We start from the raw sequence: 13,882 nt of genomic DNA, 5'->3' as shown, positions 1-13,882 counted from the left end.
TATTTATGACAATTTTGAAGTGTTTGAGCTTTTGCTGGATGCTTCCTACGGAACAAAGTTTCAGGATTTTGTGGAACGGCTTGTCGAGATCGAGACAGAATATACTTATAAGTATATGGACGTCATTCATTACCGGACGGAAGATGGCGAGGTGATCACCGAGGATTTTATCCATATCATGACGAGGGCATTATTTGAGAGTATGTTTGAGGTGGTACGCCATAAAATGACGAAGGAGAAGGCACTCCGTTATATGGATATGCTGGAAAAATACCATTATGGAGGCTGGAATGCAATTCTGAAATGGGAGTAAGAGATGGGCTGTACATTCTTTTCACAGAGTGGCAGTCTTCTTTCAAAATCACTGGTTAGCAAACACTAATTCTTGGTAGTGATATATAACAAAAATTAGAGACAAAAGGAGTATATGAGATGAAAAGTAATGCGAAGTTAAAAGGAAAAGATCTGATCAATATCGGTATTTATGCAGCCATTTACTGTGTCATCATGACAGCCGTTGCTATGCTTGGATTTATCCCGATCATGATGCCGATGCTTTGTGCATTAGTTCCGTTGGTCGGTGGAATACCGATGATGTTATTTATGACAAAGGTGGATAAGTTTGGAATGATCACCATTTATTCCATGATTGTCGGATTATTTTTGTGGATCACAGGGATGGGTTACTGGCCGTTTATCTTTGGAATCGTATTTGGACTGATTGCGGATCTGATCGCAAAGAGTGGAAACTATAAAAGTGCAGCCAAAACAATTTGCAGTTATGCGGTATTCTGTCTTGTGATTTTTGGAAACTTTATCCCTCTTTTTATGAATGCCGAGACTTATTTTGCAACGAGACAGAGTTTTGGGGAAGAATATATTAATACACTTTCCGATATCATGAGCCGTACCTGGATTGCACCGCTTTTGATCGTGGCATGTCTTGTCTGTGGAGCGATTGGTGGATTGATAGGTAAGTCACTTCTGAAAAAACATTTTGTAAAGGCAGGAATTGCGTAATGCAGGCAAATTTATTACAGCCGGATGTGGAGAATCGCGGCATCGTCTTTGATCCGCGCACAAAAATGTTACTGCTGTTTACCATTGCAGTATTTGTGTTAGGTGGTGCAGGCGGAGATATTTTTAATGATTTTATGCCTATCTTCTGCGTTGTCCCTTTTGTGCTGTTTTTACTGGCAAAAAAATGGAGAACGGCATTTACATATATGATCGTGTATGCGGTATCGTATCTGTGTTTCTGGTATCTAGGACCAAAAACGACCGGGATCGCAAACTTTCTGCTGCTTGGAGTCTGTGGGATACTGACACGTTTTCTGTCGAGCATTCTGTTGGGGGCGTATCTGATTGAGACAACGACGGTCAGTGAGTTTAATGCAGCGATGAATAAAATGCATGTCACCGAAAAGATCACGATACCATTGTCTGTGATGTTTCGCTTTTTCCCTACGGTTGCAGACGAGTTTGCATCCATCAATGCGGCAATGCGCATGCGCGATATCAGGGTTGGCGGAAAAAATGCAGGAAAAATGTTAGAGTACCGGATGGTTCCTTTGATGGTCTGCCTTGCAAAGATCGGGGAAGAATTGAATGCGGCAGCACTGACAAGAGGACTTGGCGGAGAAAAAAGGCGGACTAATATCTGCGAAATCGGGATCCATGCTCAGGATGTGGTTCTGATCGCATTTTGTCTGATACCGTATGTACTTTGGATAAAGGGAATATTAGGGATATGAGTGAAAAAATAATACAAATTTCAAATGTCAGTTTTCAGTATGAAAACTCGGAAAAAGGGGCATTGCATGATGTTTCACTGACGGTGGAACCGGGAGAATGTATTTTACTCTGCGGTGAATCCGGCTGCGGGAAAACAACGATCACGCGCCTTTTAAATGGACTGATCCCACATTTTTATGAGGGAACGTTAAATGGAATGGTGGAGGTCTGCGGACTGAAGATACAGGAGGAAGAACTTTACACGATCGCAGAGAAAGTGGGAAGTGTGTTCCAGAATCCACGCAGCCAGTTTTTCTGCTTGGACACCACAAGTGAAGTGGCATTTGGCTGTGAAAATATGGGACTTTCGGAAGATGAGATAAAACAGCGGATCGCAAAAGTGACAAGAGAACTGAAAATGGAAAATCTTATGGGGCGCAATATTTTTAAACTTTCCGGTGGAGAGAAACAGCGGGTGGCGTGTGCTTCGGTATCGGCAATGCAGCCGGAGATATTTGTCTTAGATGAGCCGACATCCAACATGGATCTCGATGCGATTGAAGAATTAAAAAAGACGCTTCTGTTCTGGAAAAAACAGGGAAAGACCATTGTGATCGCAGAACATAGACTTTACTGGTTAAAATACATCTGCGACCGTGTCATTTATATGGAAGAAGGGCATATCGTATCGGATCTGCCGATGAAAACATTTGTTACGTTTTCCGAAGACCGGATCAAGGCGATGGGGCTTCGGGGACTTTCCTTATCACAACCGGAATTCCCGGAAAAACCAGAAAAATCCGGGAAAACGATCACATTTAAAAATTATCATTTTAATTATGAAAAAGAAGAAGTGCTGCATATGTCTGATGTGACGGTTCCGGCAGAAAGTATTATTGCCGTAACCGGTCATAACGGCGCAGGAAAATCCACATTTTTACGCTGCCTGTGCGGACTGGAAAAAAAGTTCAAGGGGCATACGGTGTTAGATGATGCAAACTTAAGTGGCAGACAGATGTTAAAAAACTGCTATATGGTCATGCAGGATGTCAACCATCAACTGTTCTGTGAAACAGTGGAAGAGGAAATACAGCTTGGGATGGCGGAAGAAAAAGCGGATAAAGTATCTGATTTATTGCGTGAGCTGGATTTAGCCGGGTTTCGGGAGCGTCATCCGATGTCTCTTTCCGGGGGGCAGAAACAGCGGGTGGCGATTGCGTCAGCGGTTCTGGCAGAGAAATCAGTTTTAATTTTTGACGAACCAACCAGTGGACTGGACTATAAACATATGCGGCAGACAGCCGGGCTGTTTCAAAGACTGAAAGAGCGAAAAAAGACAATGTTTATTATCACACATGATCCGGAACTGATCGTGATGTGCTGTACACATGTATTGCATATTGAGCATGGAGAAGTGCAGGAGTTTTATCCACTCACAAGGGAGCATTGCGGACAGTTTATGGAGCAGTTTTCATTTTCGTAAAAAAGGAGATAACAATGAAAAAACAAAGTTCTTTAGCTAGGCTTTTTGAATATGCGGGAAATTTTAAGTATCTGACGATCCTCTCGTGGATATTTTCTGCGGTCAGCGCATGGATCGCGCTGGTGCCGTTTTATTATATCTGGAGAGTAATCAAGGAAGTTTTGGATGTGGCACCTCATTATGAGAATGCAGGAAATCTTGCAAACTATGGATGGCATGCAGTCGGTTTTTCAATTTTATCCATGTTTCTTTACATCTGCGGACTGCTCTGTTCTCATTTATCTGCGTTTCATGTGCAGGCAGGGATACGTTCACAGCTGATGCACCATATCATGACACTGCCGATGGGGTTTATGGATAGTGATGGAAGCGGTAAGATCCGTAAGATCGTCAACGAGTCAAGTGAAGCGACGGAGACCTATCTTGCGCATCAGTTACCGGACCAGGCGGGAGCGATTGCAACCCCGGTCGGTCTTTTGGTGCTGCTTTTAATGTTTGACTGGCGGCTTGGATTATTAAGCCTGATCCCGGTAGTGGCTGCATTTCTGATCATGGGGAGCATGATGGGACAGCAGATGAAAGATAAGATGGCAGAATATCAGAATGCGCTTGAAGAAATGTCAAGTGAGGCAGTGGAATATGTCCGCGGAATTCCGGTTGTAAAGACGTTTGGTCAGTCGGTGTTTTCTTTTAAGCGTTTCAGACAGTCCATTGAAAATTATGAAAAATGGACGATTGCTTACACAAAAGAATTAAGACTTCCGATGACATTTTATACAATGACCATCAATGCAGTATTTGCGGTATTGATCGCATTTACTTTTTATGTGGTAAAAGGTGGAGAGAGTGGCACGTTTTTATTAAACCTGATGTTTTATATTATCATCACACCGATTATTACCGTCACTTTAAATAAAGTTATGTATGCAAGCGAAAATCAGATGATTGTTGAGGATGCGTTGACTAGAATTGACAGTATTTTAGAAAAGAAGCCGCTGACAGAGGCGGCAGGAAAAACGGATCCAAAAGATATGTCCATCACTTTTGAAAATGTGTCCTTCCGTTATGAGGATGCCACAAAAGATGCGTTACATAACATTGATCTGGAAATCAGGGAGGGTGAACATGTTGCATTTGTCGGACCGTCCGGCGGTGGAAAGTCGACGCTTGCAAGTCTGATCGCACGTTTCTTTGATACAACAGAGGGACATATCAGAATTGGCGGTGTGGATGTACGGGATATCCCGTCAAAAAAGCTCATGGATATGGTATCGTTTGTGTTTCAGGATAGTAAACTTTTAATGATGTCTATTTATGAGAATGTCCGCATGGGCAGGAAAGATGCGACGAGAGAGGAAGTTATGGAAGCATTAAAGAATGCACAGTGCGAAGATATTATCGAAAAATTGCCGGATGGTATTGATACGGTGATCGGAGCAAAGGGAACTTATGTGTCCGGCGGTGAAGCACAGCGTCTTTCGATTGCGAGGGCAATGTTAAAAAATGCGCCGATCCTGATTTTAGATGAGGCGACCGCATTTGCTGATCCGGACAATGAGGCGAAGGTGCAGCAGGCATTTTCAAAATTATCCGCGGGAAAAACGGTTATTATGATCGCACATCGTCTTTCTTCCGTTGTAGATGCCGACCGGATCTGTGTATTGAAAGATGGAGAGATCGTTGAGGCAGGAACGCATAGAGAACTGTCAGAAGCACAGAAACTGTATGCGCATATGTGGGATGAATACAATAAATCGGTTCGTTGGAAAGTGGGGGAATAAAAATGTCATTGAAAGAAAAAATACAGCATAAATACGCACTTTCGGAGCAGGGTGCGAAGGATATGATAAAAGCATTTGTTTCCGTCACGATATCGGATATCGTGCTGATGTTTCCGGTAGGAATGCTTTATTCACTGGTAAAGGACTATATGGGGGAAACATTAAGTGGAAGAGGTGCATTTTATCTGGCAGGCAGCATGATCTGTCTGGCATTGATCGCAGTTACCACTTATATCCAGTATAATGCGACATTTTTTGCAACTTATGTGGAGAGTGGTGTGAGACGTATCACCCTTGCGGAAAAATTAAGAAAGATTCCACTCTCTTTCTTTGGCAAAAAAGACCTGTCGGATGTGACTAGTACGATCATGGCAGATTGTGCAACGATGGAGACGGTTTCTTCTCATGTGATCCCGGAACTGATCGGAGCATGTATTTCCACGGTACTTGTGGCATGCAGTCTCTTTTTCTTTGACTGGAGAATGGCTTTAGCGGCTCTATGGGTGCTTCCGGTTTCATTTCTGATCGTTGGCTGTTCCGGAAAAGTGCAGAACAGTATGAGCAGAAAACAGATGAAATTGAAAATGGACTGTGCCGACGGAATTCAGGAAGGACTTGAGACAGTCCGTGATCTTCGCGCCAACAATGCACAGGATGATTATATGAAAGGTCTCGACAAAAAGATCAAAGCCGTTGAGAAACATGCGATTGTGACAGAACTTGGAATGGCGGTATTTGTTGCAAGTGCCCAGATGATCTTAAAACTTGGTATTGCAACAGTTGCCTTAACCGGAGGTATTCTGCTGGCAAAAGGAAGTATTGACGTCCTGACATTTTTCCTGTTTTTACTTGTTGTATCCAGAATTTATGATCCAATGCAGATTTCCCTGCAGAATTTAGCGGCAATGATCAGTGCAAACATACAGAGTGAACGTCTTGATGAGATTTTGTCGCATGAAATTCAGACAGGAACAACAAAGCTTGATCATAAAGGATATGATATTGTATTTTCGCATGTTGGATTTTCTTATGACAGGAAAGAGTCTGTGTTAAAAGATGTGACATTTACGGCGAAACAGGGAGAAGTGACGGCACTGATTGGTCCGTCCGGCGGTGGAAAAACGACGGTATCAAGGCTTGCTGCAAGATTCTGGGATATTGAAAAAGGAAAGATCACAGTCGGGGGCATGGATATTTCAAAAATTGATCCGGAAACTTTGATGTCACTGTATTCTATCGTATTTCAGGATGTTACGCTTTTTAATAATACGATCATGGAAAATATCCGTATCGGCAGACAGGATGCAACGGATGAGGAAGTCATTGCGGCTGCAAAATTAGCGCACTGTGATGAGTTTGCCCGGAAACTGCCTGATGGCTGGCAGACTATGATCGGTGAAAACGGATCAGAACTCTCCGGTGGAGAACGTCAGAGGATCTCGATTGCAAGAGCATTTTTAAAGGATGCGCCAATTATATTATTAGACGAGGCCACAGCATCACTGGATGTCGATAATGAAACACTGATCCAGGAGGCGTTATCGAAACTGATCCAGAACAAGACAGTTCTGATCATTGCACACCGGATGCGTACAGTCGCAAATGCAGATAAGATCGTTGTATTAAAAGACGGGGTGGTTGCAGAGGAAGGCGCACCGGAAGAACTGTCCGCGAAAGAAGGAATCTATCATCATATGATAGAGACACAGGTGCAGGCGGCAGGCTGGGTACTGTAAACAGACAGAACAAAAGAAACGGAGGTATCAGCTGATCATATGGGGATGGCATGATAAACCCGTGTATGAAAATGATAAAAAAATACCGTATCTGTGATTTTTCACGGATGCGGTATTTTTTGTATGACTTATTTTTTCTTTTTCTTGCTTTTCTCTTTTTCAAGTTCAGTTTTTTCTTTTTCGAGCTCCTTATTTGCACGGACAGCTTTTTCTTTTAATTTGGTTCTCCAGCTCTTTTTACCTTCCGGTTTCTCAAGAGGTCCGCGTACACCGGTAACCTTTGTGATATAAATACCACTTACGGTAGCTTTTACTTCTTTCTTGATCGGTATGTAATCAAACACGGATTCATCTGCGATCAAAGACATAACTTTCGGTCCAACCTTTGCTTTTACGATCGGAAGTTTGGTACGGCGCATCATCTTTGGTGTCTGGTCGATCACAACCTGTGGAAGACCAGATTCGGTAATACGCATTCGCTTCTTATCTATGATCAGCATGGATACGGTCTGTGCGGCGGCTGCAAGCTGTTCATCCTGTTCGGCTTTCTTTTTCTGTGCTTTCTTCCCGAGAAAATAAAGGACAACAAGTCCGATGATTAAGACGGCTAAGATAACCAGTAATACGATAGTAACTGGGCTCATAAATAATCCTCCATATATTTACTTTTTAGAACAAAATTCAAAAAATATTGTAGCATTGATTTTTGGAAAAAGCAAGGTGTTCAGGATTATCTTGCCAGAATATCAATGATCTCCGCAATATACATTGTGTGCATGTCATGATCTGTGTACCATTTTTTTGCGATTTCCGGCATCAGGAAAGAATCTTCCGTCAATCTTGTCGCAGACATTTTCTCACATAACAGGACCATATTTCCCTCGTCGATGAATGGAATACTGTGACGGGAAGTAAGTGTTAATCCGGCAGCAGAGATTTTGTCTTCTTCATCACGGCCGGAGTGGCTTCCACAGTAATTTAATGCGTCACGGTATTTTTCAGACAGGAAACTTAAGGAAAAAAATTCGTTTTTATCGATTAGTTCCTTGGTGTATCTGGAATCACGGACAAATACGAAAGCGACGTTTTTACCCCATAAGACACCGACACCGCCCCAGCTTATGGTCATGGTGTTTGCTTTATCCTTAGAACCTGCGGTGAGCAGAGCCCATTCTTTGCCAATCTTTGTAAATGGATCGAATTCTATCATATCTGCTGTTATAGACTGAAATGTATGCATAGCGTAATCTCCTTTATCAGTGCACAAAATATTTATATGTTGGTTTTATTATAAAATTCCCTGATTTAATTGACAAGAGAAAAATAGGGCTGTTCAAAAATTGACTTTTTATAAGTGTTGTACTATGATGGTTGCGAAAATTACACAGGAAAAAGGAGCAGAGGATTTATGAAAATCACAACGAAACAAATTACAACAACAGCAGTCTTACTGGCAATCTGTATCGTGAGCCAGTTCTTTAAAAACACAAGCGTCTATATCACGGGACCGATCATTAATGCATGTCTTATCATTGCAGCATTAGGTGCAGGAATGGCATGCGGGATCATTCTCTCAGTGATCACACCGGTTACTTCATTTCTGATCACGGGAAGTCCTGTCATGTCAGCAATTCCGGCGATCATCCCATGTGTTATGATCGGAAATATGATTCTCGTGGTTGCCGTCAGTCTGCTTGCAAAGAACATCAAGGGCAATGCAGGACTGATCGCAGGTATGGCAGCAGGCAGTATCGCAAAAGCATTATTTATGGGAATCGTGATCGCATTGATCTTAATCCCTTCCTTGCTCCCGGAAGCAATGGTACCTAAAATGGCAGTATTCCAGACAACATTTTCCGTGACGCAGCTTATCACAGCAGCAATCGGAAGCGTATTCGCATTTATCATCTGGATTCCTTTAAAAAAAGTAATCGCAGGGCAGAACTGAGTGTGAGCCATCATTTATCAGGTGCCTTATTTTGATCACAAATAGTATAACGCATGCTTATGAATGATAAACAATATTATGAATTTAAGTGATAGCGAATATAAGCCTTTGGAATAATCTTGACACTCAAAAAAGAAAGTATCATAATGGGGGTCAGAAAAAACGATATAGAGAGTCGGAGGCAAATGTTATGGATATCAGATTTGAAAAAAGAGAACATTTAAAGGAGAAACCGGATCAGAAACATCTTGGATTCGGAAAATATATGACAGACTATATGTTTGTTATGGACTGGACAAAAGAAGATGGATGGAAAGATGCAAGAATCGTTCCGGAAGGACCGATCACAATGGATCCTGCATGTGTAACGTTACACTATGCACAGGAAACATTTGAGGGCATGAAAGCATACCGTACCGCAGAGGGTAAGATCCAGTTATTCCGTCCGGAGATGAACGCAAAGAGAATGATCAACTCTAACGCAAGACTCTGCATGCCGGAGCTCCCGGTTGATATGTTTGTTGAGGCGGTAAAAGCACTGGTAAAGGTAGAAGAGGACTGGGTTCCATCAGAGCCGGAGACATCTCTTTACATCCGTCCGTTTATGTTTGCAACAGAAGCTGCACTCGGCGTACATATGGCATCTGCTTATAAGTTTATGATTATCTGCTGCCCGGTTGGCGCTTATTATGCAGAGGGAATCAACCCGGTTAAGATCTTAGTTGAGGATGAACTGGTTCGTGCCGTAAAAGGTGGTACCGGATTTACAAAATGCGGTGGTAACTACGCAGGTTCTATTTTAGGACAGGTTAAAGCAGAGAAGATGGGATATTCCCAGGTACTCTGGTTAGATGGTGAACATCGTAAATATGTAGAGGAAGTTGGAACCATGAACATCATGTTCAAGATCGCAGGCGAGATTTACACAGCACCGATCGAGGGAACTGTTCTTCCGGGTGTCACAAGAGATTCCATGATCCATCTGTTAAGAGACTGGGGCTATAAAGTAAATGAGACCAGACTTTCCGTAGACGATCTGATGAAAGCCGGACATGATGGCACACTTGAGGAAGTATTTGGAACAGGTACCGCAGCAGTTATCTCTCCTGTCGGAGAACTCCGCTACAAAGATGATGTTGTAACGATCAACGATTTCAAGATCGGAGAGCTGACACAGAAATTATATGATACATTAACCGGAATCCAGTGGGGCAAACTGCCTGATAAATACGGCTGGACAGTAGAGGTAAAATAAACAATATTGTCTGATCACGATTGAAAAAACACCATGGACATGCACAATGACATGTCTGTGGTGTTTTTTGGTTATACTAAAAATAAGTGACAGGTCACATGTCCTGTGTTAATATGGAACAGAAAGAACGGCATGCCGTATGTGGAAATGGCATCGTTCTGAAAATGGAGGACTACATGAGTAAAACATTAGAAGAATTCGAGCAGTATCTCGATAAAATGAAAAAATATGAACATATTAATACACTTTTGTACTGGGACATGAAAACATGTGCACCAAAACTGGGACAGGCAGGACATATTGATGCGCTGACCTATTTTTCAACGGAAAGTTTTGCGATGTCTACTTCGGATGAACTTTATGGAATGTTGGAAAAATTAAAGAAGCCGGAAGAATTTGAACAGTTATCGGATAAGATGAAGTTTATCGTGACACGCATGCAGCGTGATATGGAAAAAGACAGACGGATTCCAAAAGACCGCTATGAAGTGATGGTGCGTGAGCAGGCAGAGTCCGGAAATGCCTGGGAAGAGGCAAAGAATGCATCTGATTTTTCTATTTTTGCACCACATTTAGAAAAAATGATCGCACTTACCAGAGAAATGGCAGGTTATACGGATCCTGGCAAAGAAGTTTATGATGTATTGTTAGATAAATATGAAGAGGGAATGGATTCTGCAACGATTGATCGTCTGTTTGGTGAACTAAAGGAAGCACTGATTCCGCTTGTGAAAAAAATACTTGCCGCAAAACAGCCGGATGATGCAAAGTTCCATGCTTATTTTGATCCGGATGACCAGAGAAAAGTACAGGATCTTTTACTTTCCTACATTGGATTTTCCAAAGATGCCGGTTCAGTGGGAGAGACAGAGCACCCATTCACACTGAATTTTTCATCAAAAGATGTCCGTGTGACCAATCATTATTACGAGCATGATCCGATCTCAGCAATGTTTTCTGCAATTCATGAGGGTGGTCATGCGATCTTTGAGCAGAATGTCAATCCGGAATATGACAATACGGTAGCCGGAAGCTGTCATTACATGGGCGTTCATGAAAGCCAGTCCCGTTTTTATGAGAATATTTTAGGTCGCAATAAGAACTTCTGGATTCCGGTTTATGGGAAAGTGCAGGAGCTGATGCCGCAGATGAAGGAGATTTCGCTGGATGAGTTTTACCATGAGATCAATCATGTCAGAAACAGCCTGATCCGTACCGAGGCAGATGAGGTGACCTATTGCTTCCATATTATATTGCGTTATGAGATGGAGAAGGCAATCTTCCGTGACAATGTTCCGGTTGAGAATCTGCCGGAATTGTGGAATCAGAAAATGAAAGAATACTTAGATATCACCCCGGCGAATGATGCAGAGGGAATCTTGCAGGATATGCACTGGTCAGACGGCTCATTCGGTTATTTTCCAAGTTATCTTTTGGGAAGCATCTATGATGGAATGTATTTAGAGGAGCTTGAAAAAGAATTAGGACCGGTGGATGAGATCTTAAAAGATGGCAGAATTTTACAGATCACAAAATGGCTGAACAAAAAAATTCACTGGTATGGCAGTACACGTACACCGAAAGAAGTGATCGCAAATGTGTGCGGCAAAGAAGTATCAGCAGAGCCGCTGGTGCGTTATTTTGAAAAAAAATATGCCGACATATATAATTTAGATCATTTAATGGAAAAATAAGACCGGTAAATTAATTTGCAGTTAAAACGCAGATCAGATTGAAAGATCGGATTTTTCACAGACAGGAATGGAGATTACTATGAAAAAACAGGGAATTATTTTTGACATGGACGGTACACTCTGGGATTCCGCAGCCAATGTGGCAGAATCCTGGAACGATGCGATCCGTCAGGATGGAAGGATAAATAAGGTACTCACGGAAGCAGATATCAAGGGCGTTATGGGAAAAACCATGGATGTGATCGCAAAGCTGTTATTCCCGGAACTTTCCGAAGCAGAGCAGGAATCTCTTTTAGCAGAGTGTTGCAGGATAGAAAATGATTATTTAAGAGAGCACGGCGGTGTGCTTTACCCGGATCTTGAGGATACTTTCAAAGAATTAAAAAAGAACTATGAACTCTATATTGTAAGTAATTGTCAGAAAGGTTACATTGAGGCATTTTTAGATCACTATCATTTCTGGGATTATTTTTCAGATATTGAATGTTATGGCAATAATCTTTTACAGAAAGGTGATAATATCAGACTTCTGGCAGACCGGAATCATTTAGAGGAAGCGGTCTATGTGGGTGATATCCAGGGAGATTATGAGGCAAGCAAAAAAGCGGGAGTCGGATTTATACATGCTGCATATGGTTTTGGAAGTGTTCCGGAAGCACAGCATAAGATTCTGACATTTTCAGAACTTGTGACAAAAAAGGTGGCAGAAAAATATTTTGCAGAGAAGAACAGGGACTGAATCATGTTTATGAAAAATAATGCTGTCAAAAAGATTACGGATGAGTGGTAAAGGAAATAGTACAGTATGACAAAGCTAGAAGAATTGTTAAAACAGATCAACCGAAAACACGTATATATCCAGACACATAATTTCCCGGATCCGGATGCGATCGCAAGTGCGCTTGGCATACAGGAGTTATTAAAGCACAATGGTATTACTTCGACGATCTGTTACAAAGGAAAAATCGACCGTTACAGCACAGATAAACTGCGGGAACTGATGAACATTGAGCTTCTGAATGTGGAAGATCTTGGAGCGATCCTGACGGAAGAAGATGAAGTGATCCTTGTAGATGCACAGAAAGGCAACTCCAATATCATAGATATTACGGGGGATGAGATCATCTGCATTGACCATCATCCCGAAAATGAAAAGTTTTCATACCGGTTTAAGGACATCCGTCCGGGGGTGGGTGCCTGTGCAACGATCGTAGCGCAGTATTTCTTTGAGAATGAGATCCCGATGGATCGCAGGATTGCGACGACTCTGACATACGGTATAAGGATCGACACCAACAATTTGAGCCGTGGGGTATCAAAACTTGATATTGAGATGCTCTACCGGATGTTTGATGAATGTGATTATGAGGTCATTCATATGTTAGAAAACAGTAATCTTTGTTTTGATGACCTGATGGCATATTCCAGCGCCATTTCAAGCATTGAGGTTTATGATGATATCAGCTTCTGTAATACAGGGAAAGATTGTCCGGTGATCGCAAATATATCCGATTTCATGCTTGCTTTAAAAGAAGTGTCATTTTCCGTTGTGTATTCGAGAAAGTCAGACGGGATCAAACTTTCCGTGCGCAGTGAAAAGAGTATGCTCGATGCAGGAAAGATCGTGGCAGAGGCACTGAAGGGAATTGGCAATGGCGGCGGTCACGCATCGATGGCAGGAGGATTTGTGCCATGTACGGGCAGTGACATGGATGTCAAACTGTTAGAGGCACAGATGAAAGAGAGGTTTCTGGCAGTGATCGCGGATGTCAAAAAGCGTGCGGTATAAAAGTATCTGGACTCTTGACATTCTTACTTTCCGAGTCTATACTAAAAACTAGATTTTTGGCAAAAGGCAATGACGAAGACAGTAGTTCATCAGAAAAAGTAACAGAGAGCCGGAGCAGGTGGAAACCGGTGCGAGTATCTGCTGAATGAAGATCACTTCCAAGCTGCAGTCTGAAATGATCCCGGCAGGTCGAGATAAGGACTTTTCGAGGCAGAGTAAGCGCTGACGCATTTCCTGCGTTACAGGGAACATGTATCCGGATTTTACCGTGTACATTTGTATATCAGGTGGTATAACGAAGAAATCAAGCCCTCGTCCTATATACAGGACGAGGGCTTTTTTCATTCACAGGATTTCCTGTGAATGAAAAATGATGCGCACCTCGTGGAGAAGAAGTTAGCTGTAAACAGCACCACTCGGGCGCGAAAGAGTCGCAAACGACTCTTTATTTAAGTAATGGAG

Annotated in this window: 12 protein-coding genes and 1 pseudogene; 11 read left to right on the top strand and 2 right to left on the bottom strand. The window is 42.3% G+C overall.

The features are described 5' to 3' along the window. The 6 genes and pseudogenes from ACDD58_RS19400 to ACDD58_RS19375 form a co-directional block, all read left to right on the top strand. A pseudogene (locus tag ACDD58_RS19400) lies at positions 1 to 313 on the top strand (TetR/AcrR family transcriptional regulator); the annotation flags it as partial. 119 nt (positions 314 to 432) lie between these two features. Then, positions 433 to 1,020 (top strand): MptD family putative ECF transporter S component, encoded by a 588-nt coding sequence (locus tag ACDD58_RS19395; RefSeq protein WP_370778734.1) that lies wholly within the window; start codon positions 433 to 435, stop codon positions 1,018 to 1,020. Beyond that, entirely contained in the window at positions 1,020 to 1,754 is a 735-nt protein-coding gene (locus tag ACDD58_RS19390) for an energy-coupling factor transporter transmembrane component T (RefSeq protein ID WP_370778733.1), read from the top strand. Before ACDD58_RS19395 ends, ACDD58_RS19390 begins: the two co-directional genes overlap by 1 nt. Then, on the top strand, positions 1,751 to 3,217 hold the full coding sequence (locus tag ACDD58_RS19385; RefSeq protein WP_370778730.1) for an ABC transporter ATP-binding protein: 1,467 nt from the start codon (positions 1,751 to 1,753) through the stop codon (positions 3,215 to 3,217). Before ACDD58_RS19390 ends, ACDD58_RS19385 begins: the two co-directional genes overlap by 4 nt. Before the next feature lie 14 nt (positions 3,218 to 3,231). Then, positions 3,232 to 4,998 carry an ABC transporter ATP-binding protein gene (locus tag ACDD58_RS19380; protein WP_370778728.1) on the top strand — a complete coding sequence of 589 codons (1,767 nt, stop codon included), beginning with the start codon at positions 3,232 to 3,234 and terminating at the stop codon, positions 4,996 to 4,998. 8 nt (positions 4,999 to 5,006) lie between these two features. Beyond that, positions 5,007 to 6,734, top strand: a complete 1,728-nt coding sequence (locus tag ACDD58_RS19375) for an ABC transporter ATP-binding protein (RefSeq protein ID WP_370778775.1) — start codon at positions 5,007 to 5,009, stop codon at positions 6,732 to 6,734. A gap of 128 nt (positions 6,735 to 6,862) precedes the next feature. Here the strand turns inward: ACDD58_RS19375 and ACDD58_RS19370 are convergent, their stop codons facing one another. After that, positions 6,863 to 7,378 carry a hypothetical protein gene (locus ACDD58_RS19370; RefSeq protein ID WP_117921069.1) on the bottom strand — a complete coding sequence of 172 codons (516 nt, stop codon included), beginning with the start codon at positions 7,376 to 7,378 and terminating at the stop codon, positions 6,863 to 6,865. An 86-nt stretch (positions 7,379 to 7,464) separates the two neighbouring features. Then, complete coding sequence (locus ACDD58_RS19365; RefSeq protein WP_117921070.1) at positions 7,465 to 7,974, bottom strand: flavin reductase family protein; 510 nt, start codon at positions 7,972 to 7,974, stop codon at positions 7,465 to 7,467. Positions 7,975 to 8,142: 168 nt separating this feature from the next. Here ACDD58_RS19365 and ACDD58_RS19360 point away from each other — a divergent pair, with 168 nt between their 5' ends. The 5 genes from ACDD58_RS19360 to ACDD58_RS19340 all read left to right on the top strand — a co-directional run bounded on the left by ACDD58_RS19360 (position 8,143) and on the right by ACDD58_RS19340 (position 13,420). Further along, entirely contained in the window at positions 8,143 to 8,682 is a 540-nt protein-coding gene (locus ACDD58_RS19360) for an ECF transporter S component (protein WP_370778726.1), read from the top strand. 190 nt (positions 8,683 to 8,872) lie between these two features. After that, positions 8,873 to 9,937: a branched-chain amino acid aminotransferase gene (locus tag ACDD58_RS19355; protein ID WP_370778725.1), complete on the top strand. Its 1,065-nt coding sequence runs from the start codon at positions 8,873 to 8,875 to the stop codon at positions 9,935 to 9,937. A 176-nt stretch (positions 9,938 to 10,113) separates the two neighbouring features. Further along, complete coding sequence (locus ACDD58_RS19350) at positions 10,114 to 11,631, top strand: carboxypeptidase M32 (protein ID WP_370778724.1); 1,518 nt, start codon at positions 10,114 to 10,116, stop codon at positions 11,629 to 11,631. Between the two features lie 79 nt (positions 11,632 to 11,710). Then, positions 11,711 to 12,370, top strand: coding sequence for an HAD family hydrolase (locus ACDD58_RS19345; RefSeq protein ID WP_370778723.1), 660 nt, complete (start codon positions 11,711 to 11,713; stop codon positions 12,368 to 12,370). 66 nt (positions 12,371 to 12,436) lie between these two features. Then, on the top strand, positions 12,437 to 13,420 hold the full coding sequence (locus tag ACDD58_RS19340; protein ID WP_117921074.1) for a bifunctional oligoribonuclease/PAP phosphatase NrnA: 984 nt from the start codon (positions 12,437 to 12,439) through the stop codon (positions 13,418 to 13,420). The last annotated feature ends 462 nt before the right edge of the window (positions 13,421 to 13,882 follow it).

It is taken from the genome of Roseburia sp. (assembly GCF_041325975.1).
Lineage (GTDB): Bacteria > Bacillota > Clostridia > Lachnospirales > Lachnospiraceae > Roseburia > Roseburia rectibacter.
Note: the sequence above shows the minus strand (reverse complement) of the source record. Positions and strands in the feature narration are given on the sequence as shown.

Bases quoted from the DNA above. Each gene is read 5' to 3' on its own strand.
- ACDD58_RS19395 (WP_370778734.1), top strand. From the start codon at position 433: ATGAAAAGTAATGCGAAGTTAAAAGGAAAAGATCTGATCAATATCGGT.
- ACDD58_RS19355 (WP_370778725.1), top strand. From the start codon at position 8,873: ATGGATATCAGATTTGAAAAAAGAGAACATTTAAAGGAGAAACCGGAT.
- ACDD58_RS19365 (WP_117921070.1), bottom strand. From the start codon at position 7,974: ATGCATACATTTCAGTCTATAACAGCAGATATGATAGAATTCGATCCA.
- ACDD58_RS19370 (WP_117921069.1), bottom strand. From the start codon at position 7,378: ATGAGCCCAGTTACTATCGTATTACTGGTTATCTTAGCCGTCTTAATC.
- ACDD58_RS19385 (WP_370778730.1), top strand. From the start codon at position 1,751: ATGAGTGAAAAAATAATACAAATTTCAAATGTCAGTTTTCAGTATGAA.
- ACDD58_RS19360 (WP_370778726.1), top strand. From the start codon at position 8,143: ATGAAAATCACAACGAAACAAATTACAACAACAGCAGTCTTACTGGCA.
- ACDD58_RS19340 (WP_117921074.1), top strand. From the start codon at position 12,437: ATGACAAAGCTAGAAGAATTGTTAAAACAGATCAACCGAAAACACGTA.
- ACDD58_RS19390 (WP_370778733.1), top strand. From the start codon at position 1,020: ATGCAGGCAAATTTATTACAGCCGGATGTGGAGAATCGCGGCATCGTC.
- ACDD58_RS19345 (WP_370778723.1), top strand. From the start codon at position 11,711: ATGAAAAAACAGGGAATTATTTTTGACATGGACGGTACACTCTGGGAT.
- ACDD58_RS19350 (WP_370778724.1), top strand. From the start codon at position 10,114: ATGAGTAAAACATTAGAAGAATTCGAGCAGTATCTCGATAAAATGAAA.
- ACDD58_RS19380 (WP_370778728.1), top strand. From the start codon at position 3,232: ATGAAAAAACAAAGTTCTTTAGCTAGGCTTTTTGAATATGCGGGAAAT.